The following is a 26,591-nucleotide window of genomic DNA, read 5'->3' on the forward strand; positions in this document are numbered from 1 at the left end:
AGGGGTGAAAAGTATAAACATCCGGGCTCAAACCTACGCTTTCGGCTCTAACTTAGCAAACCATTTTGGTGGAAAATAGGTGGATAACTCGGCACAAACCTGTGGATAGATGGTGGGTAAGGCGGTGAATTGGTTTTTTAAGTTTTGTACTACCTCAGCGTGCCTAGCACAGTTTTGCGTGATGTTGCGGTTTCGAAACCCACAGCTTATCCACAGTCGCTGTGGATTAATAATCCCTGTCGAGAATTTTCCAAACCTTTCACCACAAAAATAAGGTTACATCATTCAAATAGGGTATGAACTGGGTATTTAGCACATTAATGGCTTCTCTTAGCACACTTAGTATCGCTTTGGCAAGTAAACAATAGGAACAATTGCCTCACTCAGCCGCAATTTTATCCACAGGTTATCCACACCCCATAGAATCTAGGGAAAAACCGGGAAACCCGGGAGGACGAACTCGTGAACAACTATGGAATGAAAAGAGAAAATCTCACGGATTGACTAGAGGATAACCTGGACGTTTACCAAGAAAACCCCAAGAAAAGCCCTCCACCTGGTATTTGCTCCCTAATTTCTCATGTAATATGTGTAAAGTCAGCTCAAAGCTGAGCCGATTAAACATGAAAGGCACGCAAAAGTATGAGTGTGAAGGAAGTCCCTCCCGTCGACAAACATGCCGTGGAACAATCTGAGGGCGAAAAGAAAATCTCAAAAGTCCGTCTAATTGGGCTTTTCGGTGGCATCATCCTGGGTGCCATCGTTTACTTTTTGATTCCCCGTGACGCGGTGGACGTAATCACCCAGTCCGTCGGCGCGGATGTAATCGAAGAAAAAGAAATGAATGTGGGTGCCGTGTACCTGGTCGCCGGTATCGCGGTCATGATGGCTATCTGGTGGATGACTGAAGCTATCTCTCTGGCAGCCACAGCAATGGTTCCCCTGGTCTTGTTCCCATTGCTGGGAATCAATGATTATGCTGGCACCGCTGGATCCTATGCTTCGGACACGATTTACCTGTTCATGGGCGGGTTCATCCTGGCTATCGCCATGCAACGCTGGCATTTTGACCGCCGCGTAGCCCTGGGTATCGTCAGGATCGTCGGCGTGAAACCCCGTCGACTAGTCCTGGGGTTCATGATCGCTACCGGGTTCATCTCGATGTGGGTGTCCAACACGGCAACCGCTGTGATGATGTTGCCTATCGGTTTGTCCGTGGTACAGCTGTTTGAATCAGCCCGCGACAAGAACGCTTCTACCGACAAAGGGCTGGATGTGGAAGCTGCTTACGGCGGAGCTATTCACGGTGGTGTGATGTCCGGTCTGTTAAATGAAGGCGAAGATGTGGCTTCGACCACGGCTGAAAAGCAAGGCATCAAGCGGTCCAACTTTGCTGTTGGTTTGATGTTGGCTATCGCCTACTCGGCATCTATCGGTTCGCTGGCAACCCCCATCGGTACCCCGCCGAATACCCTGTTAAAAGCCTACATGAGCGATTCGCTCAACTATGACATAAACTTCGGCAAGTGGTTCCTGATGGGTCTGCCGATGGTGATTGTCTTTACGCTGTTCGCCTGGTGGATTTTGACTTTCGTCATGTTCAAGCCGGAAATGGATGAAATTCCTGGTGGCAAGGAACTCATCAACGAAGAATACCAAAAGCTGGGCAAACTCAAGGGTGGAGAACTCCTGGTTATGTTGCTGTTCCTGCTGGCGGTGTTCTGCTGGATTTTCGTGCCACTCATCCTGAAAGCTACCGGCATCGAAGGACCAAAGAAGCTCGACGCTATCGTGGCGATGAGCGTGGCGGTGCTGCTGTTTATCATCCCCGGCAAGAAGAACGGGGAACGTCTGGTGACCTGGAACGAAGCCAAGACCATTCCGTGGGACATCCTGCTGCTGTTCGGTGGCGGTTTGTCGCTGTCCAAGCAGTTTGAGCACACCGGCTTGTCCAACTACATTGGTGAGCTGGTTAAGGGTCTGGCTGGAGCGCCTATCGTCCTGATTGTTCTGGCGGTGGCAGCCCTGGTACTGGCTCTGACCGAGTTGACGTCCAACACCGCTACCGCGGCCGCGTTCCTGCCGATTATCGGCGGTGTGGCTATGGGTATCGGCCTGCAAGGCCCGAACGTGATGATTCTGACGATTCCGGCCGCTCTGGCTGCGACCTGTGCGTTCATGCTGCCCGTCGCGACCCCGCCAAACGCTATTGCTTACGGTTCTGGTTACATTAAGATTGCGGACATGATCAAGGGCGGTTTCATCATCGCCCTGGTGGGCTTGGTGCTGATTACCATTACCGTATTTGCCCTGGCTATCCCCATCTTCGGTTTGGCTTTGCCATAAACGATGGCTAGTTACAAACGTGTCGGTCGGCGGGTTTCGCCGGCCGACAGGTTTTTAATCGTGCAAGCCCGGTGCAGTGCGGGGGTGTGGGGGAGGATCACTGAGGCGCGCCAGGAAAGCCTCCAGCGGACCCTTGCCGAACCGTAACCGCCACAGGCTCGCGGCCAGTAGGAAAACCGCAATCATAATGATGAGGGAGGGGAGGAGTCCGGGATACCCGAACAAGCGGAAAGTGATGGCGTGCCAGATGACGTGGAGGGTATAGGTGGTCAGTGCCATCGAGCCCAACGCCGCCACCGGGGACAAAAACCGGTTGAAAGTCGGTCCTGCCAGCAATGTCAGGGAAGTCAGTCCCACGCACCAGGCCGTGTTTGCCACCGTCTCCGCTACGGAATCCGTATGTGGAGCGATATAGACCAGGGTTTGATACCAAAACTGGGCCGGGGTGGGGTTGGCGATAGACAGGGTGTCTTGACTGAGAATGACCCCGGAAACCCGTCCCAGACGCAGGGAGTCAACGGCGGTCCCGACCCCGAAAAACACGAAAGCCACACCGAGCCCGAGGCCCGCCCCGACCTTCTGCAGTCGACGCGACTGCGGGGTCACCCCCGCCCAACCCAAACGCCACAGAATCAGCCCGGTGAGCACATAGATGAGGAACGTGGGCATCTGATAGTCATTGAGCCCCAGGACGACCCCGATTTCGGACGGTAAAAACAGCAAATTGAGGTAGTGCCACAGCGGAATACCCACCACCAGCAACAGTCCGATGACCCACAGCAGGCCCGGAACGGGCAGGCCCGAAAGAACCAGCGCACAAACCATCCACACCCCGTAGTTATCGAGAATCAGCAGGATACGGGTGTTGATGAGACTGAGCAGGGCAGCGATGAGGATTAAGACAGCGGCACGCACCAGAATCTTTTCACTGTAATAGCGACGCGATAGTGCGGGGGAGCCAGCAAAACGCCGCGCCAGACGGTCTTGCATAATGCCCAGTGAAACCCCCGCGAGCAGCGCAAACAGAGGAGCGGAACGTCCGTGAGACAAGGCCATCACGCTGGAGACGGGACCTGGCACCGAAACCCACATATGTGCGGTGAACATCCCCAAAATGGCCAGGCCGCGAGCCATATCCAAGCCGACGACCCGACCGGTCAGGGCAGGTCGACCCAGCAACCGCTGCGCAAAATCCGTCACAGAGGCAGTCTATCTGACCGGAGACTTCAGAAAAGCCCCCAGACTAGGCTATGACCCGGATGTCTGGAAACGGAGCTTTTCTGGCGGGTCGGGGTGCATCCAGATGGGGGGAATTTCCATCATCGTGTGTGCCCCTGACCAGCCAGCTTGCCCGGCTCGGTAAGCCGCCCGAGCCGCCGCCACCATGACGTAGGCCGTGAACTCGAGGTTGTCGTCCATGTCGATTTCCAACTTAATCTGTTCGTTGATGCCTTGGGAGGTAGAGGCGCGCGACAGAACCAGCCCCGCGTGGGTCAGCCGCGAGTGAAACTCGCGCATTTCGTCGGGGCTCAAGAACGTGACCTGGGTGTCGTAGTCAGCGAACCAGCCCGGCATTTCCATGATTTCCTCACGCAGTTGCTCCTTGTCATAGGCCGGGTCAGCCACCACGTAGCACTCCATATAGTGCAGGGCTTTGCGGGAATCATCATAGATAGGTTCTCCATTCAATACTGCCGTGAGGGGCTCCTCTTTGGGCACCTGGTAAGCCACCGCGTCCAACACACCCTCGAAGGTGCGGATTGCATTGGACCACTGCATAGAAATACCGCGCCCCCAAAATGTGTAGGTTTTCGTTTTCGGGAACAGGGAGTCAGAGATAATCCGGAACATTGACATCAGTCCGGGTTCCCACCCCACCGCGCACAAAGACACGTGTTTGGTGGATTGCCCCACCTGGTCCACCGCCGCGAAATAGTCGGGGAAAGCCTGGTAGACGGGCTGAAAAACGGGCTCTTTGATGAACGCGGGTAGCATCATGCCCGAGACTTCATGAATGCCCTCATCGAGGTTTTCCTCCTCTGACGTGCCGGGAGCCGCGTTTGTGTCTGGCGTCGCCGCAGACGCATCAGCCGTTTGCTCCACGCCCGCCGCGGCGTCACGAGCCGCCTGGCGCTGGGCGATGTCTTTCGCCATCCGTTCCAGTTCCTCCAGGCGGAGCTGGCGTTTCGCTTCGACTTCCTTGGCGGTGGGCGGTGTGCCGCGCAAGGGGTGGGAATCGACCGTGTGGAAGTATTGGGCCAGTTGCGGGGTTTCTTGCTGCAGTTTCGTCCCCAGGGTGTCACAGATAATGACGACATCGATACGGTCGGCAAACTCTGCCACCTTGTCAGTGGGGTAAACCTTGGCATAGGAATTTTGGAGTTTTTGCGGGTCGCGCTTGGAAAAAATCGCCACCAGTTCCATGTCGCGGCACTTGCCGACTGCTTTGGCAGCTGCCTTGCCGTAGTTGCCGAATCCGACCACACCGACGCGAATACGAGTGTCTTCTTGCTGTGTCATTACTTGCCCCCATTGGCTCGTCCTTTTGATTACCTTAGCGTTAATTGGTGTGAAATTAGGGAGAATCGGGGGTGCTTCAAGTTTTAAGAAAGCCAGGACTGTCTTTAAATTCAAACACAGTTCAATAGTTGCCAAAAAATGTTTATTGAGAATTCTTGGAATTCACCAGTTTGTAGGACAAAACCTGGTGAACAACATAGGGTCGAAACATGGTTGAAATTCGAGTACATGGGCGCGGTGGTCAGGGTGTGGTCACCGCTTCCGATTTAATGGCTTACGCGGCTTTTGCTGACGGCCACCACGCCCAAGCCTTCCCGTCTTTCGGGTCGGAACGGACCGGCGCTCCCGTCGTGAGCTACTGCCGGATTGAAGATAAAGAAATTCGTTCCCGGGAACCCATCTTGGATCCCGATATTGTCATCGTCCAAGACCCGACCTTGTTGGCCATTATGGATCCGTTTTCGGGGCTGAAAGACAACGGGTATGCGCTGGTTAACTCCCAAAAGACTGCCGCTGAACTGGGCGTATCCGAGTTGGAGGCGAGGCTGCCGCGGGGTCACTTTATGGCGATGCCCGCCTCCGAAATCGCCCTGGAAAAGCTGGGACGTCCCCTGCCGAACGCAGTTTTGCTGGGCGGGTTGGCGGCTCTGACCGGGATTATCAAACTGGAATCGGTGGAGGACGCCATCCGCGGCAAGTTCAAAGGCAAAGTCGGCGACTCCAACGTGGAGGCCGCCGCCGCGGCCTACGAATACGTGAAAAACAATATGGCCTGAGAGACGCCAACGGTACCGGGACGGTGTGGTGCGCCCCGGACTTCACACTAAAAGGAAGAAGAAACAATGCTTAAACAAATCGAAGGCTCCCAGGCGATTGCCCGGGCTGTCGCGGCTTGCCAGCCCAACGTGGTCGCCGCCTACCCCATCAGTCCCCAAACTCACATCGTCGAGGCCCTGTCCGCCCTGGTCAAATCCGGGCAGCTGGAACATTGCGAATACGTCAACGTCGAGAGCGAATTTGCGGCCATGAGTGCCTGTATCGGCTCCTCGGCAGTGGGGGCGCGTTCCTACACCGCCACCGCTTCGCAAGGTTTGCTCTATATGGTAGAGGCCGTGTACAACGCTGCCGGCCTGGGCTTTCCCATCGTGATGACCGTGGCGAACCGGGCCATCGGCGCGCCCATCAACATTTGGAACGACCACAGCGACTCGATGAGTCAGCGCGACTCCGGGTGGCTACAACTGTTCGCCGAAAATAACCAAGAGGCCGCAGACCTGCACGTGCAAGCGTTCCGCATCGCTGAGGAACTCAGCGTACCGGTGATGGTGTGCATGGACGGCTTTATCCTCACCCACGCGGTCGAACAGGTCGACCTGCCAGAACCGGAGCAGGTCAAACAGTTCCTGCCGCCCTACGAACCACGCCAGGTACTGGACCCCGACGACCCGCTGTCTATCGGCGCGATGGTCGGCCCCGAAGCCTTCACCGAGGTGCGCTATATCGCCCACCACAAGATGCTCCAAGCTCTCGACCTCATCCCTCAGGTCCAGTCCGAGTTTAAGAGTATTTTCGGGCGAGATTCCGGCGGCCTGCTGCACACGTACCGTTGCGAGGACGCCGAAACCATCATCGTGGCGCTGGGCTCCGTGGTCGGCACGCTAAAAGACGTGGTGGATCAACGCCGCGAGAACGGCGAAAAACTCGGCATCATGTCCCTCGTGTCCTTCCGGCCCTTCCCCTTCGCCGCTATCCGCGAGGTCCTGCAGGGCGCAAAGCGCGTCGTCTGCCTCGAAAAAGCCTTCCAGCTGGGAATTGGCGGGATTGTTTCCTCCGAGCTGCGCGCGGCCATGCGCGGACTGCCGTTTACCTGTTACGAAGTCATCGCCGGACTGGGTGGACGCAACATCACCAAGAATTCACTGCACGCCATGCTGGATCAGGCCGTAGCGGACACTCTCGAGCCCCTGACCTTCATGGACCTGGATATGGAACTGGTGCGAGGGGAACTGAAGCGGGAGGCCGCGACCCGGCGCTCCGGCGCTTTTGCCACCAACGTGCAACGCGAACGAGTGCTGCGCACCAACGCAAAGATTGCCGAATCCGGGCCGAAACCCAAGGCGGACAAGGTCGGCAACCCGCGCGTGGCTTCCCCGTCCATCAAGCAAGATGCCGTGTCGGTAGATTCCGACCAGGCTGAATAAGCCGGAACAGAGGAGAAAAAATGACTGAAATCACTCAATCTGCACAGACCGAAATTCCGGCCCGCGAACAGGTCAAGTTCTATCAAGTCGGCTCGTTCGCGGTGGGCAACCGTTTGGCGGACCTGCAGTGGCGCTCCCTGCAATCCGACCCGAACCGGAAAAACTCCCTGACCTCGGGACACCGCGCCTGCCAGGGCTGCGGCGAAGCGCTGGGAGCCCGTTACGCTATCGATACCGCTACGGCCGCGGCCAAAGGCAAAATGGTGGCTATCAACGCGACCGGGTGCTTGGAGGTGTTTTCCACCCCGTACCCGGAAACGGCGTGGACGATTCCCTGGATGCACTCCCTGTTCGGTAACGCTGCCGCCGTGGCGGCCGGAGCGGCCGCGGGTTTGAAAGCTATGGGCAAGGACGATATTCGCGTCGTCGCCCAAGGCGGGGATGGCGGTACTGTTGATATTGGTATGGCCTGCCTGTCCGGGATGTTTGAGCGCAATGATGATGTCCTGTTTGTCTGTTACGACAACGAAGCCTATATGAACACCGGGGTGCAGCGTTCTGGTGCGACTCCGGCGGCGGCGCGTACTGCGACGACCCAGCCGGTCGGCGAACATCCCGGCAACGTGTTCACCCAGGGTAAAGACATGCCGCGGATTGCGATGGCTCACGAGATTCCTTACGTCGCCACCGCGACCGTAGCGGATTTGCGTGACCTGGAGTACAAGGTGCAAAAGGCCATGACCTACCGCGGGGCGCGCTACCTGCACGTTTTGGTGCCCTGCCCGTTGGGATGGGGCTCGAACTCGAACCTGACGGTCACCTTGGCTCGCTTGGCGATTCAGACCGGGCTGTTCCCGGTGTATGAAGCGGAGAACGGGGAGATTACGTCCGTCACCAAGATTCGCCGTCCCGCCCCGGTCGAGGCTTACCTGAAGCCGCAGCGTCGTTTCGCTCACGTGTTCAAAGGGCCGGATTCGAGCGAAGTGTTGGCGCGGATTCAAGCCATTGCGGACCGCAATATTAAACGTTACGGCTTGATTGAGATGGATTCACTGGACGAGGACGTGCGGGAACGTATCTTGAGCGCCCCCGACGATCCGGCTGGCCGTTTTGCCGCGGCACTGCCCGGCCGGCAGGTAATGGACGTGAGCAGCGAACCCGAGGCGGACTAACCGGCGCTTGGGCGAGCTATTGAAGAAGTTAGAGGAAAACGAAAATGACACAAGCCAAAGCTGAACTGAAGAAAGAGGAGACCATTCCTTTTGCGATCACCCTCGAAGTCGGTTCTTCCCTAGAGAACGAAACCGGCTCGTGGCGCACCGAACGGCCCGTCTACGTGAGCAACCTGCCGCCGTGTAACAAGGCCTGCCCGGCCGGGGAGAACTGCCAACGGTGGCTGTTTTACGCCGAAGAAGGCAGGTATCGCCAGGCCTGGGAACAGATGATGTCCGACAACCCGCTGCCGGCGGTGATGGGACGCGTGTGCTACCACCCTTGTCAGACCGCCTGTAACCGCGGCATGGTGGACGAAGCGGTGGGTATCAACGCGATTGAACGTTTCGTGGGGGACAAAGCCCTGCTGGAGGGGTGGACGGTCGGTCTGCTCGCCCCGGAAAGCGGCAAGAAAGTGCTGGTCGTGGGGGCGGGACCCTCCGGGCTGTCCGCCGCCTACCATCTGCGTCGGATGGGTCACACCGTCACGGTACGCGACGCCGGTCCGATGGCGGGAGGCATGATGCGGTTCGGGATTCCCTCCTACCGGCTGCCGCGCGGCATCCTGGATCAGGAAGTGAAACGTATCGCCGATATGGGGGTCACTTTTGAGTTCAACTCGAAGGTAGAGAACGTGGCCGAAGTCGCTGGCGATTTTGACGCCGTGTTCCTGGCTATCGGCGCCCAGATGGGACGTCACGCCGATATTCCCGCCGGGGATTCCGCGAAAGTCATGGACGCGGTGGATATGTTGGCCGACATGGAAAGCGACGAGAAACCGATGCTGGGACGCCGCGTCGTCATTTACGGCGGCGGGAACACGGCCGTGGACGCGGCTCGTACCGCGAAACGCCTGGGTGCCGAGGAAGCCATCATCGTGTATCGCCGGACTCGCGACCGCGCCCCCGCCCACGATTCGGAAATCATGGAGGCCGAGGAAGAAGGCGTCATGATGAAGTGGCTGTCCACCATTAAGCACGTGGACGGTGGGGCCATCAGGATTGAGAAAATGGTGTTGAACGAGGACGGCTTCCCGGTCGGCACCGGCGAATATGAGGAGTTGGGTGCCGATTCCGTCATTATGGCACTGGGCCAGGAAACCGATTTGGGTATCGTCGAGAACGCCCCCGGTATCGAGATTGAAAAAGGCGTGGTCAAGGTCGATTCCCGAATGATGACCGGGATGAAAGGCGTGTTCGCCGGGGGCGACATGGTGCCCTCCGAGCGTACTGTCACCATCGCGATTGGCCACGGCAAGAAGGCCGCCCGCTGCATCGATGCCTACCTTCATGGCGAGGAATACCGGGCGGGGGACAAAGCCCCCGACGCTTCCATCAAACGCATGAACACCTGGTACTACGCGGACGCTCCCCGCCGGATTCGCGACAAGATTGAGGGGCCGCGCCGCGCCTCGACCTTTGACGAAGTCGTGCAGGGCCTGGACGAAGAATCGGCCGTTTTCGAGGCTCGACGCTGCATGAGCTGCGGTAACTGTTTCGGATGCGACAACTGCTTCGGGGTCTGCCCGGACAACGCCATCACCAAGATTCGACCCACCGAGTACGTGTTCAAATACGACTACTGCAAGGGCTGCGGCATCTGCGCCGAAGAATGCCCGTGCGGGGCGATTTCGATGGTTCCCGAAAATATTTAGACCCGGTTAGGGTGCCGGCTCGGTCAAGGTTTTGTAAAAACTTGGCCGAGCCGGTGGGTTTTTAGGCGGTTTTTCGCGCAAAAGTCCGGGTGTTGTGGGTTTTCCACAAGCTTGGCCAGGCCGGGTTATCCACTTTTAAAACGGTCACAAGTACGGTGGGGCAACTTCTCCGGTTACGTTGGGTGTGACGGAGCCTCACGGGTGACGGGGAAAAGGGGAAACATTATGGTGCAGATGTGTTACTGGGGACTGTTCAGCCAACAGCACGCCCAGGCGTTAGCGTATTTTTGCAAGGCTGAAAACCGGACGTGGCTGGGACTGGCGGCACAAGCCTATAACGATCAGTGGCGAGACCGGCTACGGGACTTAGAAATTTTGGGCGACTATATAAACGAGTTGGAGGACGCGAAAGCCAGCTTGGAGGCACTGCTGTGAGCTGGCTCGATGATGTGTCTCTCGGGGACGACCGCAGCCCGGTGGTGGGACACCCCCAAGATTTTTTGGTGGGCGGGGGACCCGGCTTGTGCGTGGACACCGAAGAAATGGAGCGGATGGGGGCGAGCCTGCAGCACAGCGCACAAGCCCTGGACGTGTTGAGTCACTGGATACCGGCTGAGCAGTCCCGCCTGGCGCACCGATACTATGTGGTTCACGCTCGCCTGGTGAGTTTGTGTGAAACCCCGGAAGGCGCCGCCGAATACGGTCCACAGCTGGCGGCCCTGGAGTCGGCCTGGGTCCGGTTCGAGGATGCCGCGGCGGCGGCATGCCACGGCAGCTGCGGTACCGTGGCACTGAGCCAGATAATCGGGGCGTTATCCCAGCAGCTCGAACGGGCCACGGGTCTGTATAAACTGACCGAGGACGACCTCAGGAACCTATTCGCAGCCTTTGATTTCGAAACTATTATGATGCACCTAGTGGCTCAACATCTGGCTTTACGACAATACTTCCCCGCCAGTTTCACCGTTGAGGGCCGGGTGTATCACACGAAACAGATGAGCGATACGGAGCTGGCCGCAGTGTTCCTATCGTGGATGCAGGCAAAGCTCGGAGCCCAGTACTACGGGGCCTCGAACTCGCTGCAGGTCAGCGGCAACGGTTGGAACGCCATCCTGCACACCCCCGGCTTCGAAGATTCCCCGGAACTGAACGCCGCTTTTGACGGCTGGTTTGACAAAGTCACTCCGCAAGAGTTGATTCATGCCTACGAGTGGGACGACCCCCTCGTCGTGGCCGGGGTATTGCTCTTTGGACCGATACAGTTTTTTACCTACCGGGGCCTATTGGAAAAAACCGGTGCCGTCCCGCGGAAAACCGTTCCTTTCGGCAAACAGCTGTCCGCACTGTGGCTGCGAACCTACGACCAGACCCTATATGCCAAGTTTGCTGCCAGCCAGCAGGAGACTCGTGATACCCGCCGGGCGAACTTTTCCAAAACTCCTACCGGCGAGCTCATCGGGGTAAACCGGGCGCAACGCTTGGAACACAAAGTATTGGCTACCCAGGACTACGACCCTCGTAAACAGGGCGGGGGCGCGGGCCGGGGGCGGACGATGGAGGGCAGTCAGGCCGGAGCCACCCGAACTTTGCCGAAAAACCCTGGTGACGTGTTCCGTTACTCCAACACGATTGACCCATACGGGGACAATGGGGCGTTTGAGATTCAACGCTGGCGCAATGCTGCGGGTCAGAAGGGAGTGCGGGTCATCCTGCGCGGCACCGAGAGCTGGGATGCCGGTTCGGGGATGCCTCAGGATATGTTGACGAACACGGAAGCGGTAGCGGGAATGAAAACGGGTCCGGCGCGGGCGGTCGAGGCGGCGCTGGAACACATGAATGTGGACAGCGCCACACCGGTGGAACTGGTGGGACACTCCCAAGCCGGGATTGTGGCGGCGAACCTGGCGGCGGATCCGTCCTTCACCAGCCGCTATAACGTGCGTTCGGTGATTACGGCCGGTTCGCCGGTGGCGAGAGCGATGGGCCGGGTACCCGAAAACATCCACATGATTTCGTTTGAGAACAGCAACGACCTGGTGCCCAAGTTGGAGGCGGGGATGAACCCGGGCTCAGCGAACCACGTCACGGTGTGGGGCAACCGAGGCAGTCTGTTTAATATTTCTGAGGCGCACAATCGGGACTCGGTTTATGCCCAAATGGCAGACGATTTCCTGAATGCACACTATTCGCAAGGTGATTATTTCCTGAAATGTCGTAACAATTACATGAATCTTAATGAAAAAATCGTGTTTGCCGATTCTCAGAGGTTTGAAATTACCCGTAAATAATTCATAGAAGAAGTGCAGGTTAACTCGTTGAGAAAGGAAATTCTACAGGAAACAAATTGCGGTTTTTCAGGCATTTTCCATGAATAATCAGGGGAAACACCCTTCCGTTTGAGGGGGTTAAAACGTTACTATTATAGAGAAGAAATGGCGTCATGGAGATGCTGAAAACAAACAGGGACAGGTGAATAAGGATTATGAAACCGAAGACCCCGAACATGGATGTAAAGACGAACGAAGGTTCGCAAATCGGCACGGCGATGCGACCGATGGTACACGGGCGCGTTCGTTTTGGGCGCTTCCTGGTTGGCGGCACCGCGCTGGTGGCTATGGTGGCTGTGGCCATGCTGGCCGGCAGTCCGGATTTGAGCCGTTCTCCCGTCTTGGGCCAACCCCAACAGACCACAAACGCCAGTGCAGATGATTCCTCAGTTGCCGAGCCCTTGGCCCCTGGCGACCCCGCTCCCGCGCAGCCGAATCGTATCGGCGGCGGCGGCCCTACTGCGACCGCTATTGCTATTTCTCGGACTGCTTTCCCCGGTGGAGCCTCGGAAGTTTATGTGGCGCGCAACGATAATCCGGTTGACGCGCTGGCGGCCTCGGTGCTCCCGAACGGCCCGATTTTGCTGGTTCCGTCCTCGGGTAATGTCCCGGCTGATGTCTTTAATGAAATTAAGCGTTTGCACCCCTCCAAGGTTGTAGTCCTTGGCGGCGAAGGCGCGATTAGTGCCGATGTGGCCGGCCAGCTCAGCACCTACACCGGGGTCGCCAATGTGACCCGTCTGGCTGGATCGAACCGTGTGGCTACCGCGGCTGCTATCGCCAAGTATGCCTACCCCAACGGCAACGCCAAGGTTTACGTCGCTGATGCGATTGGTTCCAACGGTTTGGGTTCCCCGGATGCGGCCGCCGCGGGCGTGCTGCGTGACGGCCCGATTATCACCGTCAGCGGTAACGGTGCCGACATCGCCACCGCTGCCAGCACAGTGAAAGCTCTGGGCGCCTCCCAGGTCGTGGCTTTAGGCGGCGAAGGCGTGGTTCCCAGTTCCCGGCTCAGCCAGGTGGCAGGCGGGGCAGCGACTGCTCGCATTGCCGGAGCGGATCGTTACTTGACCGCTCAGGCTATCAACCAGACGGTGTTCCCCAGCGCCAGCCACGTTTACTTGGCTTCCGGCTCTGACTTGGTTTACCCGCTGATTTCCGGCTCGCTGAGCGATGGCCCAGTGCTGTTGGTTCCCGCTAATGCCCAGGGCAACACTCGTAACCTCGTGACGGCCTTCGGCAACCCGACGGTGACCGCTATCGGAGATGCCAGCGTGGTGTCGGACAGCGTGTTGAATGTGGCCGCTGGTTTCTCCCAGCCCACTCAGGCTAAGGCTCCCTCTTCCGCTCCGGTTGCTGGGGTATCCCAGGTCTACACCAAGTACTCGATGCAGCCCTCTCCGGCTGACCAGGCCCGTGAAGAAGCGGTGTTCAACGCCATCAACGCGACACGCAACAGTGCGGGTGTTCCGTCCTTGACGCGCGACCCGGTGATGGATGACGCGGCCCGCGCTTGGGCGCAGCAAGTCGCTCGCACCGATGTGTTTGTACACTCCAACGGCGCTTTGAAGTACGCGGACCTGTTCCCGGCGGGCTGGAAGTTCGCTGGCGAGAACATGGTGGGCTACTACAATGTTGACCCAGCTGCTTACGCCGCGGGTTCCACGAAGGCTTGGGTGGCCTCTCCCGGTCACTACCGCAACCTGATGGATCGGCGTTTCAACCGCACTGGTATTGGTACGGCTACCGGCCGTCAGTGGGTGTACACGGTCCAGAACTTCGGACAGTACTGAGTCTTTTAGGGAAACCTCCCTTTCATCTCCCTGAGTTTCGGTGTCAAGCATGCTTGACACCGAAACTTGTTTCGCCAGAGCTTGGTGGGACGCTGGGAACTGCCCGGCTGGCTCGCGAGCTCATCAGGCACAGAGGGTAGTGTATGAAATCTGCGATTAAATCGGGGTTGCTGGTCTATATGACCACGAAGGCCGATTTAATCGCAGATTTGAAACAGGTCGGGTAGCATAGGGCGATGTCTGTTATGGCCGGAAGCAACAAAAAAGCTCGCCGGACACGCGATGAGGGCGTGTACTGGTTGGACGACACCCCGGTGTACCTGACGCGAAAAAACGTGCGCAACCTGCGGCTACGCATTAATGAACGCGGCGAATTCCATCTCTCTATTCCCTGGCGAGCATCGATGTCGATGGCTCGGGACTTCCTGCATGAACAGGCTGCCTGGATTTCCCGGCAGCAGGAGCGCTTCGCGCGGCGACAAGCGGCGCAGCCCCGACTGGTGGATGGCGAAACGGTCGCGTGGTGGGGTCAAGACGTCCCCCTGAAGGTCGTGGAGGACCCCCACCCTCGCGCGCGTGCCACTGCGGAAGTGGGCGCCGGAGCGATTGTACTGCACCTGCCGGTGGGAGCCCCCCTGGAAAAACGCCAACGCGCTTTGAATAAATTGCGCAAAACATCCCTGGAAATCCGGTTGGCTCCGGTCTTGGCCAAGTGGGCGGCGGCTTTTGAGATCGAGCCCGGACCGGTGCGGATTCGACGCATGAAGTCACGTTGGGGATCATGCAACCCGCGCACGCGGGCGCTGACGTTCAACCTGGAACTGAGCGCAAAAGATCCGAAGTACCTCGACTACGTGGTGGCTCACGAGTTTACGCACTATTTTCACCCCAACCACGGTCCCGAATTTCATGCTTTGCTATCTGCCAAGCTGCCACAGGAACGCCAGCTGCACCGTGCTTTGAACCGGCGCAGAAACACCACTTGAAACCCAAACCACACCCCGGAACCGAAATCCCCGGCGACACGTACAGGGCCACAGCGAGCCGCCACCAAAACCCATCACCGCAGCCATAACCGTACCCATATCCGAGAAAGCGAAGCCCCCGACGGAATACCGCCGGGGGCTTCGCTATTTGAGAATCTCAGAGGTTACTTGGACAAAGTCCCCTTCACACTCTTGACAATCTTTAACACCTGCGAGTTGGAGTCAAAGTAGGCCACGTTAGACAGGTTGCCGTCCTTGTCAAGGAAGAACAACACCGGCACGTAGTTGGGTCCCACTACGTTGAACAGCGGGTAGCCGTTGAGGTGGAAATCGCTTTCCATGTCGGACAGGCCCAAACGGCTCAACGTGTAGCGCACGGTGGAAGAATTCCCGGACAACATAACTTCGGCAAAGTTGAACCCTGACTTGTTGATGTCGTGCAGCTGGCGCCAACTGGCCTGGCAGGCCGAGCAATCCGGACGTCCTAAAGCCACCACGGTCGGACGCTTCCCGTCCAACAAGTCGCCCACTTTGAGCGATTTGCCGTCCAGAGACTGGAGCGCGTAACCGCTCAGATTCTTGCCGTAGGCGGGGCGAATCTTGGAAGCTAAGTCGCTGCCCGACAGGTGTGCAAACTCACCGTTGGCGGCCCTCTGCGCATAGCTGAGCGTGGTGAGTTCACCGTTATCGCCGGGGTCGACCGGGTCATCGCCGGGATCATCAGGATCCACGGTCGGATCCGGAGTCGGCTTGTTGTCATCCGGGTCAATCGGGTCGGCCTTATCGCTAAACGTACGCTCCACGAAGGCCGGAAGCGTCTCCGCGGTTTGGGCCCCGCCAATGTTGACCAGGCGGCCGTTGGCGTCCAACAGCAGTGTGTTCGGCGTGGTCAGGAAGTCTGCCCGGGCGGCCCAAATGGTGTCCACCGCGTCATAGTAGATATGGGGACGCATGGCTTCCAGGCCGTTTTCGGTGATGACCTTGTCAACCATGTTCACGGTTTCTTGCATGTTATCCGCCACGGAAGTCACAACTTCGATGAAGTTGTACTGGGTATGGTCGAGTTTCACCATTTCCTTCCAGGTGTTCACACAAGCGCCGCAGCCCGGGTAGCCGAACATCAGCACGGTGGTCTTGTTCGGGTCCACCAGTGACTCTAGCGACTTCACCTGGCCGGAGGCGTCTTTCACCCGGTATTGCAAGAAGTTCTTGCCATAGTGGTGGGTCAAGGATTCGTAAGCCACGTCGGTGTGATGCAAGCCCTTGAAATCTCCGCGTTTTTCACGTTGGTCAAAGGTCAACCAAGACAACCCGGAATTGGGCTGAACCTTGCCGTCTGAGGTGACCCGGAACAGGGCCAGACCGTTGCCGTCAACAAAGTTGGCTTTCGTGGCCGTTATCGCTATGCGGTACACCCCGTTGGGGGTGTTAGCCGGCAGCTTCACGTCCATGGTAGCGTCACCGCGGTTACTCATCGTCAAATCCTGGGAGGCAATAGCCTGACCCGCAGCATTCGTGACGATGACTTTGGCATTAGCCTTGCGGATGTAGTTGCCGTCCAAGTCATTGACCAGCACATTGATCTTGGCGGTGTCCCCCGCCCGGTAAGCCGGAGCATCGGTGGAGGCCACGATATCAAGAGCCTTCACATATTCGGGGAACACGGCATCGCGGCCCTCGTTGAGCCACTTGGTCATACCGCCGTTCATCCAGTAAATGTACTTGAAGCCTTTTTCCTGCATGAGCTTGGCGGTGGCGCCGCTGCGGACCTGAGTCCGGCACAGCAACAGGTAGGTCTTGTCCTTATCGAGGGTATCCAACCACTCGGACAGGCCATCGGCATAGTAGTCGCGGTTCACCGCCCCATCGATGTGCGATTCGAGGTATTCCGCCTTGGTACGCATATCCAACAGCACGAAGTCATCCTTGCCCAGGCGCTCCCCGAGCAAAGTCGCGGCTTCATCAGTTTCAATCATCTTGTAGATCTTTTGTTTTCCATCGTTGGGGTCAACCGGATCCGGCTGGGGATATTCGGAACCAAAGACTACCGAATAGTGCCCCACGCCCCGGTAGTATCCATTCGCGGCGATGGTGACTTCGACGTTGTAGCGTCCTTCACTCATATCCGAATTCGGCTGGATAGAAACGCCAGTCTGACCGTAATAGTTCGTGCCTTTCACCAGGTTAGCCTCAAAACCATTAGGACCGGTCACATTGATGTAGGCCGTGGCGTAGGGCAGGGCGTAGCCGTAGGCGTTACGGGTCGTGATCGAAATCTGAGCCCGTTGACCAAAGTCATATTGGGTCGAAGCCGACTGGAAGTACACCATCGGGGTGTAGGGGTTGATTTGGTTGACGACATCGAAAGACATCGTCGCCACGCCCCGGTTGAAACCAGGCTGGGTGGTGGTGAAACGTGCCAGGTAGGTACCCGGAACGGCGTTGCGAGCCGTGGTGTAGCTGTAGGTCGTCGCTCCTTGGTAGTTCGCCTGACCCTGATTCGAGTGAATGACCTGACCAGAGGGGTCAACGATGTCCACCTTTACCTGTGCTCCCGCGGCGTAACGTTGCGGTTGCCAGGTACTGACATAGAAGTTGATGGTCCGTCCCCGAGCTACCACAGAACGGTCTGTGGAAACTTTCGCCTTTAAGCTGGGAGCGGTGGGATCAACCTCACCATCGTCAGGTTTCGGCTTGTTGTCGTAAACCGTGTAGGTGAACGACTGGCGAGCCGACTCGTAGCTGTCCTTCGCGACCGCCACGGTGAGGGTGTATTTTCCGGCTACCGTGTTGAGAGAGGCGGGCACCTTGAGGGTGGCCTTCCCATTGCGGTCGGTTATTCCGCTCAAGCCGCGAGAAACGCCCTTCGGGTTGATGACTGTGGCGTTCACGTTGGTGTTTTCCACCGGGATGTTCGCTTGGTCCTTAACCGCCAGGTTCACGTTCAAGCCGTTGTTCTGGGCCACCTGGGTGGCGCTCAAAGTGGCAATCAGTTTCAAGGTGCGCTGTACCGGGGCCGGTTGCGTGACGGTGACCTGTACTGAGGCGCTAATTCCGGAACCGTCAGTCGCCTGCGCGGTAATGGTGGCATTGCCCGCAGCTACGGCGCTAACCTTACCGGAATCGTCAACCGTAGCAACCGCACTATCACTAGAGGTCCACTTCAACACCTTGTTGGTGGCGTTTTCAGGGGTGATGGTGGCTTGTACCGTATCACTGGAACCGACCTGCAGCGACAGCTGGGAGGGGCTGAGCAGGATACCGTCGACACGCGTCTCATCGCCCGGCTTCGGCGTGCTACCGGCCGGAACTGTGATGGCTTTCAAGCTCACGTTTGAATTGGCGCGGAACCGGGTCAAATCTCCCCAAGAGCTACCGTCGTAGGAAATGTAGGACTGACCGGCGCGGGCCGTGGCACGCGAGGAATAGCCCCACTGCGGCTGCTCAATCGGGATGGGGTAGTTGTATCCCGGAGTAGTCAGCTTCACCATAATGGCGAAGCTGCGTCCTTTTGCGACGGTTTGCGGGTCGAGGTCTACCGTGTGGTAGCCCGCAAAGGTTAATCGGCCCGAAGCTACCTGGTGAGAGGTGTCAAAACCTTTCGCGGGGGTAAAGTTCGGGTCTACGTAGACTTCGTAACTGGCGCCGTTAGAAGGCACGAAGAAACCGGCTTCCTTGACATCCACGTTTTCCTTGGTAGGACCAAATACATTGGCAAACCAGCCGGTCGGGCCTTGCCCGATGGTGCCGGTCATGCCCAGCGGATCGTAGTACCAGATGGTGCCGTTGTCGGTCTTGGGTTTCAGGACGAAAGCAGCGTTATTGGTTTTGCCCATGATCCCGTCATAGTAGGAAACATAGAAGTAACCGTTGTCGTTGCCCCAGTTTTGTCCCCAGGAGTTCTTAACAATCCAGGCCCCGTTGCCCGGTGGACGGTAATAGAAGTTCGAGGCGGAGTAGTTGTCGTCCCAGCCCAGGATGCTCACCGCATGGTTGGGTGTACCGTAGCCGCGGTCATAATGACCCATGGTGCGGAAGTTCAGGTAGTTCGTGCCGCCATAGACCGTGGTATACAGCGCTCCGTATTCCATCACCGCACGCTTCAAAGTTTCCGTGTCTGCTCCCGATCGCATTGTCGGCAGGTAAAAGACCTCGTCAATGTCGAATTGCCGGCTCAGATTAGACGGGGAACGGAAGTTGTAAGGGTTGTAGGGGTCGTCCTGCTCGGCAACCGGACCGCTCCAGCGCGCCAGGTAAGCCGCCGCGACTTGTTCGGTACCGCCATCATTGGGACCCCAGTCAAAGCCGTGGGTGTTGCGCATATTAGCTTCCGAATAGTCCGGGTTTGAGTCGAGCCCTTTGGATAGTGCAATCGATTCTTCGGAGGAATTCGCCGCGAAGGACCAGCACGATCCGTTGGGTCCCTGGTCGCGCACCGGGGTAGAGCGGTTCAGTTCGCGCAGATCAAAACGAGCCGGCAGCTCGGCGGGGCCGCTGGAACGCAGCGGAGTGCGCGCACTGCCTAGCAAGTTGTAGTTGGTGTTGATTTTTACCGGGTCTTGGCGCTGACCATTTTCACGACTGCTGGGAGCTCTGAAGGATCTGTCAGTGCTGCGGGTGCGGCTGCGGTCGTGGGTAAAACTTGGGTTCAGCGGAGCGTCACTAACAGTCAAGTCCGCGTTGAGACTGGGATTTGGTTCAGTGTTCGGATCAGCTGCTGCCAGGGTGGGCACTGAGGCACTGAAAGATAATCCCGCGATGGTGAGTAGGGAAACGAACCCCACTTTGATCTGAGATAGTTTCTTCATGATTTTCCTAAACAATAGGTTCTTGGAATCAAGGCCGTTTGCATGACTCCCGGTTTCTATCAGAAACAAAAACCGTTACTGGTAATTTAGGGAGAAAAACTTTAAAAAACAAAAAAACGTTCAAGCACGTTTTTTTCTATTCAAAAATGGAGATAAAGCCGCAGTTCAGAGAGTTTTATTTACAGACCCGTAAAAAAGCCTAAAAAGGCACTATTTTTGTATTCAATACAGCCACTCTATGAATACAAACCAAGAATTTAATTATTCAACATACAGAATATGAACGTAAATTTGGGTGCTGTGCACAGCGTCCCTGCGCAGATGCATATTTCGCTGATTGAACAGATTGGTAACGTATGATTCCTGTCGACTACTGCGAATTTGTGTGTTCATTTGCACACCGAGACGGCTCGGGGACGTTGGTATACAACAGAAAAACCCCTGCGGACTGTGCCAAACAGTACCGCAGGGGTCGTATCTAAGGATGCTTAAATCAAGTGAGGACTATTGTCCACAACCGCAGGACGGTTCCTCAGACTGGCCGCACTGGCAGCTCGCATCATCGCGTTTGGGCTGCAAATCCACCCATTCACGAGGCTCCACGCGCACCCCGGTAAAGAACGGGGTGTCAACGCGCACGAATAGGCGGGCCTCAACCTCGCGCTGCTTGCGCAGCACTCCCATGACCCGATCCAGGCGGTCAGCCTCCAGGGTGATGGTCCATTCCCAATCTCCCAGAGCAAACGCTGCCAGGGTTGAAACTGCCACGTCATTGAAATCGTGGCCGTTCATACCGTGTTCCTTGAGGATAGCGTTGCGCCGCGCCTTGGGCAGGTAGTACCAGTCCCAAGAGCGCACGAAAGGATAAACTGCGGCGTATTTGCGCGGGGCGAAACCGCCCCAGCAGGCGGGCAGGTGCGATTCGTTGAACTCAGCGGGCAGATGGCGGCTCATCGCTGACCATACCGGCTCGAACAGAGCGGTCCGTCCGTGGCACGTCCCGATGGCTCCCACCTTGCGATACGCCTCTTGTAGAGCCTCGGTGTTATCGGCCAGCGCCCAAATCATCAGGTCAGCATCGGGGCGGAATCCCGACACGTCATACCAGCCGCGCACCACTACGCCGTTCACCGCTTCTTCCAAACGGTGGATAATGCGTTCCAGACGCTGCGGGTCGGTGGGTAGGGGCCGGGTCCGGCGGAACACCATGTGCAGGGAGTAATTCTCTCTGGCGTTGACTTCGTGATAATCGACCGCGTAATCGCGCGGGTCGCCGGTGATTTCCGGAGCTGTTTGAACGGATTCGGGATGTCCCATGGTTTCTCCTTTGATTGGGGTTGGGGTAACAGTGTGATGAGGACGAGAGTGGATAGGGCGCGGATACTGGCAGCAGTTCGGTCCACAGGTTTCCGCCAAGGGCGGGTAGGTGTCGGGCTCCACGGACTGCTGGGGGTGTTCTCCGCGCGCGAAGGCGGCCCGTTCGTAAACCAGGCCAGCCAGTTCATCCAGGAACTCAGGGTCAGATTCCGCGGTGGCAGCCCGCCGGTAATCTAGGCCAAGATCCTGGGCGGTAGCGGCAGCCTCGGTGTCGAGGTCATAGACGACTTCCATATGGTCCGAAATAAAACCGAAGGGAGCCACGATGACCCGGCGCACCCCGGCGTCCGCCAAATCGCGCAAATGGTCATTAATGTCAGGTTCCAACCACGCCTGATGCGGGGAACCAGAACGGGAACAAAACGCCAGCGACCACGGCATTTCCAGCCCTTGTGCAGCAAGTCTGCGGTTGATGGCTTGTGCAATCGCGAGGTGCTGGGCCAGGTAGGTCCACCCCTGCCCCAGAGCGTCTTGCTCACGGGTCACCGTCGGCAAAGCATTGAGGGCTTCAGGGGAGAAGTCAGTCAACCGCTTGCGTAAGGCGACGCTGGGCCGGCTGACGGGAGTATCAAAACGGTCGTCAAACAGCGCCGGTTTCCGCACTGTCGGGCAAGCCTCGGTCGCGCTGTGAGCACGGCGGCAAGACCCGGAATGTCGCGCCATCTCCAGGGGAATCGAATGCGTTACGTAAACCAGGTGAACCGGTGAGGGTGACGCCACGGAGGATTGGTCAGAAGCGGGGGTCACGTTTAGGTCCCGGGCAGCCGCCGCGATAGCGCGAGCGTTTGCGCTGACAAATCCGGGGGTGTTTGCAAAAGGGCGCACTCGGTCCAGCGTGACTTCACCGGCCACCTCGGGGCGGGCGGCGCGCAGGTCAGCGAGCGCCTGGGCCAGGTTTTCCCGGTATTGCCGGCATCCCGAATAACACGTGTAGGCGGTAGTGAACAGCGTCAAAATCCGGCGCGCCCCCCGGTCAACCAAGTCAATCAGACTTTCGCTGAAGTACGGGTGCCAGTTGCGGTTGCCTACCGTATAGATGAGGTCGTCGCCGAGGCGTTGGTGCAGGCCGGCCAAAAGCTCGTCATTGCGGGCATTAATCGGGGAAACACCGCCAAACAGGCGGTAGTGTCCGCCGACTTGTTCCAGGCGAGAATCTGGAATCCCTGCCCCGCCGGTAGCATTGCGCAAAAACGGCAACACGTCCTCCGGGCCGTTCGGACCGCCATAGCTGACCAGCAGTAACGCATCGTAGGGAGACAAACTGTGCATGTGATTTACCTGACTTCAGCGTTCAGAGCGGCTTCGAGAACATCGGGAGTTAGTCCCCATACAGTTGCTAGGGCATCAACCCACTCGGTACTCAAACCCGCCTCGGCCGCCATGTGGGCGGAAACAGTGGGAGTATGCGCCAGCTTGGCAATGACGTGATGAATCGCGGCCTCCGCGGCCTCGCGAGAAATCATGTCACCAGCGGGAAGTCGGTCAATCTCGGCCGCGGCCGCCTGCTGGAAAATGGCGCGCAACTGCACGATAGCCGGATCCATGTGGCGTGCCGCCACTGCCGCATCGTACTCGCTCAAACCGTCTTCAATTATTTCATGCGCCCGACGCACTTGGGATACCGCCAAAGCCGGAACCCGGTGACGGATATCCTCCAAATCCCACAGAGCGACCCCCGGTAGGTCTCGCACGCTTTTCTCCACGTCACGATGTAGCGCCAAATCCAAAATGGTCAAAGAACTCTCCGGACCTGACAAGCTGTCGCGCACCTGTTCGCGGCGCAGCACCGGGGCGCCGATTCCCCGCGCGGTGACGACCAAATCAGCCTGTTGTAGCGCCGGCACTAAATCAGCGGCGGGAATGACACGGGTTCCGTGATTCTTGGCAAAGGCAGTGACCCGGTCCGAAGTCGAAATATTGGCGATATCGCGCACCCCGCGGGCGCGTAGCTGGGCGACCGTACTTCCGGCATAAGCACCGGTGCCAACCAGGAGAACTTGAGCCTGTTGCCATTGGGGTAAACGACCGCTTTCTTCCGCCACGTCCAGCGCCACGGAAACCACGGAACGCCCTAGTCCGGTTAGTTCAGTCTTGCTGGCAACTTTCCGGGTGGTGGATAGCGCTCCTTCAAACATGCGCACCATCAACCCGTGAACTTCGCCCAAGTCTTGGGCTCGCGTAAAGGAACGGCGTACCTGACCCGCGACCTCGGCCTCACCCACCACCATGGAATCCAATCCCGCGGCAACCCGATACAGGTGCTCGGCGACCGCACGACCCTCAATAAAATTCCACGCCAGCGAGCCGTCCGAGGCATGAGGCGGGTGGGGAGCCTCGAGCTGTTGCGTTTCGGAGGGCAGGTCTTGGGTGGGAACCAGGCGTACTCTCGGATCGGCAGAAGCATAGATTTCCACGCGGTTACAGGTTGAAACAAGCACCAGGGAATGCACTCCCGGGGTCTCGAACCATTCCGATTCCTTTTCCGCAGCTTGAGATGCCGCCTGAGCCACTTCAGACAAGCTGTGGGTCAGGTGATTGACGGTGTAGAGTTGAAAAGGCATCAACCTTTTTATACCTTAAATAGAATTACCCCCGCAAAACAGTTACTAAGGGTATCCTAAGTTAGGATTGTATTTTGGCTGCAGTTTCAATGGGTCTTGACCCACTATTCTCCGGTTCTCGGATGCGTGCCGCGCTGAACGGAATCAGACCGGCTACCACACCCGTGTGGTTCATGCGCCAAGCCGGGCGGTCCCTGCCGGAATACCGTGCCCTGCGCGAGGGAAAATCCATGCTCGCCGCCTGCACCACCCCGGAGATCGCCGCCGAGATTACCCTCCAGCCGGTACGCCGCCACCACGTTGACGCGGCCGTGTTCTTTTCCGATATTGTGGTGCCGTTGTACCTAGCCGGCGCAAACATAGATATCGTGCCCGGCCGCGGACCGGTATTGAAACAGCCTCTGACCAGCGCCGCCGAGGTAGAAAAACTGACCGAATTGGAAGTTGCGGACTGGTCGGTCATCGAGCAAGCCGCCGCCCATGTCCGCCGCGAACTGCCTTACGAAAAAGTCCTGCTGGGATTCGCCGGAGCACCCTTTACCCTAGCCTCCTACCTGTTGGAAGCCGGCGGGCCACGGCGGCGCGAATGCTTGGAAACCCGCGCTTTTATCGAGGCGGAACCTGCCGCCTGGACCAAATTGGCGACCTGGTGCGCGAAACTGTCCGGTCAGTTCATGAAAGCCCAAATTAACGGCGGCGCCGAAGCGGTGCAACTGTTCGATTCCTGGGCGGGAGCCCTGACGGCCGAGGAATACCGCCGCTTCGCCCTACCCTACTCGACACTCGCCTTTCAAGGCGCGCCGGGAGCCACGCACGTTCACTTCGGGGTCGGCACCGCTCACCTCATCGAAGCGATGGGTGAAATTGCGGAGGTCGTTTCCGTCGGTTCCGACTTGGGCTTGGACGCCGCCGCTCGGCGCCTGCCCGGGAAAGTCCTGCAGGGCAACCTCGACCCGGACCTGCTGGTTCCTGCGGAGCAACCGGCGCAAACCGACGCTACCCCAACCGACGCGAAACCAACTGACCACATGGAGCAGATTTGGCGCGAAGCCGAACAGGTCCTGCAGGCTGGGTTGGCCGCTCCCGCCCACATTTTCAACCTGGGACACGGGGTGCGACCCGACACCGATCCGGGGGTGCTGACCGAACTGACCGCTCGAATCCACACTTGGCGAGTCCCGGCCAAGTCCCCCACCGAAAACTCTCAAAAACCCACTAAACCCACCAAGTAACGCTTCTGAAGGGAAACAATATGGCTGACGAAGGCTTTGACATGATTATCCTCGGCGGCGGGCTCGGCGCTCTAACCGCCGGATACGCGGCGACAAAACGCGGACTGCGCCCCCTCATTCTGGAGGAGCGCGGACGCCCCGGCGGCCTGGTCTGTTCGGGAGTTTTCGGGGGAGCCACCGTGGATATCGGGGCCGAATCCTACGCCACCCGCACCCCCGAAGTCACCGATTTGTGCCGGGAACTGGGCTTGAACCCGGTCGCCCCCCACAGCGACTCCTGGGTGTGGGACCACGGCCGTAACGATGCCGTGCGCATTCCCTTTGGAACCCTGGGGATTCCTGCCGACCTTGACGACCCGGTGTTCGTGGAGGGACTGACCCACATCGCAGGGCCACAAGCCCTGGAGCGCGCCCGACAGGATTTGACGCTGCCCGCGGAAGTCGGCGCGGACGCGAAAAGTCTTGGGGAACTGGTCGAAGCCCGGCTCGGGAAAGCCGTGTTGGACGCCTTCGTCACCCCGTTCGCGGGAGGCATTCACTCCACGCACCCCTACGGTCTGGATCCCGACCGGGTCGCACCGGGATTGCGCGCTGCCCTGGCACGCACCGGGTCGCTGACCAAGGCGGTGGCCGCCACCCGCAAACCCAACTCGATCGTGGTGATGATGCCCGAAGGCGGCATGTTCAAGCTGGTAGACGAGCTGGTGAAACGCATTACCGACGCGGGGGGACGCATCGACAACCACGTGCGAGTCATGCATGTCGAAGCCGGCATCGGAACGGAAAACCCGCGCTGGGTCGTGTGGTGCAAACACACGATTTCCAACACCAAGTACCAGGGTGGACCCCCGGAAGAAACCGGTAATGCTTTCGGGCTGGCGACCGACCGGATTGTGGTGGCGCTACCGGGCAACAGTGCGCTAAAGGTGCTGAACTCGGCCGCGGCCTCGATGCTGCGTCAGAAGTTCCATGCTGAACGCGACCACCGGGACGCTACCCTACGGTTTGACGCGGCGGCCCTGGAAGAAATCGGCGATTTGACCACCGGATTCCAGTTGCATAAAGGCACTCACGTGATGAACGTGACCCTGGCGGTCAACGCGCCCCAGCTGGACAATCCGCCGCGCGGGTCGGGCATGTTGGTCGGGCCCCCGCCCTGCGGACCTGATGAGGACCCGAACGTTTTGCAGGCCAAAGCCATCACGAACTATTCCGCGAAATGGCCCGGCACGATGGCGGGAGCCGCTCCTCACACGCATATCCTGCGGATTTCCTACGGTCGGGAGGGTGACCCGGAAGGCTTCGTGTATCAGGTGAGCGTGGAGCGGGCTTTGGCTGACGCGTCGCGTATGCTGGGAGTGGAACTGACGATGGATCAGGTCTTGGATTCGCGCCGCATCTTTTGGGGCGATGCCATGACCCACCCCAATGCCGAGGAACGCGCGGTGCTCAACCATATTGCCGCCGCCGCCCAGCGCGTGGAGGGCCTGGACCTGGAAGGCGCCCTGTTTGCCGGGACCGGGATTACCGCCGTGGTTGCTCGCGGATTGCAGTTTCAATAGGCAGGTTCACAA

General features: G+C 58.4%; 16 protein-coding genes. 11 read left to right on the forward strand and 5 right to left on the reverse strand.

Translation table 11 applies throughout. The annotated features are described in order from the left end of the window. The first annotated feature begins 642 nt into the window (after positions 1-642). Entirely contained in the window at positions 643-2,346 is a 1,704-nt protein-coding gene (locus SPI05_RS05385) for a DASS family sodium-coupled anion symporter (protein WP_321076823.1), read from the forward strand. Positions 2,347-2,400: 54 nt separating this feature from the next. Here the strand turns inward: SPI05_RS05385 and SPI05_RS05390 are convergent, their stop codons facing one another. Both SPI05_RS05390 and SPI05_RS05395 read right to left on the reverse strand, forming a co-directional pair. Next, entirely contained in the window at positions 2,401-3,546 is a 1,146-nt protein-coding gene (locus SPI05_RS05390; protein ID WP_321076825.1) for a DUF418 domain-containing protein, read from the reverse strand. A gap of 48 nt (positions 3,547-3,594) precedes the next feature. Then, on the reverse strand, positions 3,595-4,866 hold the full coding sequence (locus SPI05_RS05395) for a Gfo/Idh/MocA family oxidoreductase (RefSeq protein ID WP_321076826.1): 1,272 nt from the start codon (positions 4,864-4,866) through the stop codon (positions 3,595-3,597). Positions 4,867-5,075: 209 nt separating this feature from the next. Between SPI05_RS05395 and SPI05_RS05400 the strand changes: the two genes are divergently transcribed. The 8 genes from SPI05_RS05400 to SPI05_RS05435 all read left to right on the forward strand — a co-directional run bounded on the left by SPI05_RS05400 (position 5,076) and on the right by SPI05_RS05435 (position 15,039). Continuing rightward, positions 5,076-5,642 carry a 2-oxoacid:acceptor oxidoreductase family protein gene (locus SPI05_RS05400; protein ID WP_295027302.1) on the forward strand — a complete coding sequence of 189 codons (567 nt, stop codon included), beginning with the start codon at positions 5,076-5,078 and terminating at the stop codon, positions 5,640-5,642. A 66-nt stretch (positions 5,643-5,708) separates the two neighbouring features. Further along, positions 5,709-7,067, forward strand: a complete 1,359-nt coding sequence (locus SPI05_RS05405) for a transketolase C-terminal domain-containing protein (RefSeq protein WP_321076829.1) — start codon at positions 5,709-5,711, stop codon at positions 7,065-7,067. Positions 7,068-7,087: 20 nt separating this feature from the next. Next, complete coding sequence (locus SPI05_RS05410) at positions 7,088-8,239, forward strand: thiamine pyrophosphate-dependent enzyme (protein ID WP_321076831.1); 1,152 nt, start codon at positions 7,088-7,090, stop codon at positions 8,237-8,239. Positions 8,240-8,283: 44 nt separating this feature from the next. After that, positions 8,284-9,933 carry an NAD(P)-binding protein gene (locus tag SPI05_RS05415; RefSeq protein WP_321076832.1) on the forward strand — a complete coding sequence of 550 codons (1,650 nt, stop codon included), beginning with the start codon at positions 8,284-8,286 and terminating at the stop codon, positions 9,931-9,933. A 225-nt stretch (positions 9,934-10,158) separates the two neighbouring features. Further along, positions 10,159-10,368 carry a hypothetical protein gene (locus tag SPI05_RS05420; protein WP_321076834.1) on the forward strand — a complete coding sequence of 70 codons (210 nt, stop codon included), beginning with the start codon at positions 10,159-10,161 and terminating at the stop codon, positions 10,366-10,368. Further along, a complete protein-coding gene (locus SPI05_RS05425; RefSeq protein ID WP_321076836.1) occupies positions 10,365-12,221 on the forward strand; it encodes a hypothetical protein in 1,857 nt (618 codons plus the stop codon). The genes SPI05_RS05420 and SPI05_RS05425 overlap by 4 nt, the downstream gene beginning before the upstream one ends. Before the next feature lie 194 nt (positions 12,222-12,415). Then, entirely contained in the window at positions 12,416-14,053 is a 1,638-nt protein-coding gene (locus SPI05_RS05430) for a cell wall-binding repeat-containing protein (protein ID WP_321076838.1), read from the forward strand. 236 nt (positions 14,054-14,289) lie between these two features. Further along, entirely contained in the window at positions 14,290-15,039 is a 750-nt protein-coding gene (locus tag SPI05_RS05435; protein ID WP_321076840.1) for a SprT family zinc-dependent metalloprotease, read from the forward strand. A gap of 164 nt (positions 15,040-15,203) precedes the next feature. On the opposite strand, the gene SPI05_RS05440 is transcribed toward SPI05_RS05435, so the two are convergent. The 3 genes from SPI05_RS05440 to SPI05_RS05450 all read right to left on the reverse strand — a co-directional run bounded on the left by SPI05_RS05440 (position 15,204) and on the right by SPI05_RS05450 (position 23,785). Beyond that, entirely contained in the window at positions 15,204-19,847 is a 4,644-nt protein-coding gene (locus SPI05_RS05440; protein ID WP_321076841.1) for a lectin like domain-containing protein, read from the reverse strand. 504 nt (positions 19,848-20,351) lie between these two features. Beyond that, a complete protein-coding gene (hemQ, locus tag SPI05_RS05445; RefSeq protein WP_321076843.1) occupies positions 20,352-22,493 on the reverse strand; it encodes a hydrogen peroxide-dependent heme synthase in 2,142 nt (713 codons plus the stop codon). A gap of 5 nt (positions 22,494-22,498) precedes the next feature. Beyond that, entirely contained in the window at positions 22,499-23,785 is a 1,287-nt protein-coding gene (locus SPI05_RS05450; RefSeq protein WP_321076845.1) for a glutamyl-tRNA reductase, read from the reverse strand. Between the two features lie 74 nt (positions 23,786-23,859). Between SPI05_RS05450 and SPI05_RS05455 the strand changes: the two genes are divergently transcribed. After that, positions 23,860-25,017, forward strand: a complete 1,158-nt coding sequence (locus SPI05_RS05455; RefSeq protein ID WP_321076847.1) for a uroporphyrinogen decarboxylase family protein — start codon at positions 23,860-23,862, stop codon at positions 25,015-25,017. A gap of 20 nt (positions 25,018-25,037) precedes the next feature. Continuing rightward, on the forward strand, positions 25,038-26,579 hold the full coding sequence (locus SPI05_RS05460) for a protoporphyrinogen/coproporphyrinogen oxidase (RefSeq protein WP_321076849.1): 1,542 nt from the start codon (positions 25,038-25,040) through the stop codon (positions 26,577-26,579). The last annotated feature ends 12 nt before the right edge of the window (positions 26,580-26,591 follow it).

This window comes from Mobiluncus sp. (genome assembly GCF_034180645.1).
Lineage (GTDB): Bacteria > Actinomycetota > Actinomycetes > Actinomycetales > Actinomycetaceae > Mobiluncus.

Bases quoted from the DNA above. Each gene is read 5' to 3' on its own strand.
- SPI05_RS05385 (WP_321076823.1), top strand. From the start codon at position 643: ATGAGTGTGAAGGAAGTCCCTCCCGTCGACAAACATGCCGTGGAACAA.
- SPI05_RS05395 (WP_321076826.1), bottom strand. From the start codon at position 4,866: ATGACACAGCAAGAAGACACTCGTATTCGCGTCGGTGTGGTCGGATTC.
- SPI05_RS05400 (WP_295027302.1), top strand. From the start codon at position 5,076: ATGGTTGAAATTCGAGTACATGGGCGCGGTGGTCAGGGTGTGGTCACC.
- SPI05_RS05405 (WP_321076829.1), top strand. From the start codon at position 5,709: ATGCTTAAACAAATCGAAGGCTCCCAGGCGATTGCCCGGGCTGTCGCG.
- SPI05_RS05410 (WP_321076831.1), top strand. From the start codon at position 7,088: ATGACTGAAATCACTCAATCTGCACAGACCGAAATTCCGGCCCGCGAA.
- SPI05_RS05415 (WP_321076832.1), top strand. From the start codon at position 8,284: ATGACACAAGCCAAAGCTGAACTGAAGAAAGAGGAGACCATTCCTTTT.
- SPI05_RS05420 (WP_321076834.1), top strand. From the start codon at position 10,159: ATGGTGCAGATGTGTTACTGGGGACTGTTCAGCCAACAGCACGCCCAG.
- SPI05_RS05430 (WP_321076838.1), top strand. From the start codon at position 12,416: ATGAAACCGAAGACCCCGAACATGGATGTAAAGACGAACGAAGGTTCG.
- SPI05_RS05435 (WP_321076840.1), top strand. From the start codon at position 14,290: ATGTCTGTTATGGCCGGAAGCAACAAAAAAGCTCGCCGGACACGCGAT.
- SPI05_RS05440 (WP_321076841.1), bottom strand. From the start codon at position 19,847: ATGAAGAAACTATCTCAGATCAAAGTGGGGTTCGTTTCCCTACTCACC.
- hemQ (WP_321076843.1), bottom strand. From the start codon at position 22,493: ATGCACAGTTTGTCTCCCTACGATGCGTTACTGCTGGTCAGCTATGGC.
- SPI05_RS05450 (WP_321076845.1), bottom strand. From the start codon at position 23,785: ATGCCTTTTCAACTCTACACCGTCAATCACCTGACCCACAGCTTGTCT.
- SPI05_RS05460 (WP_321076849.1), top strand. From the start codon at position 25,038: ATGGCTGACGAAGGCTTTGACATGATTATCCTCGGCGGCGGGCTCGGC.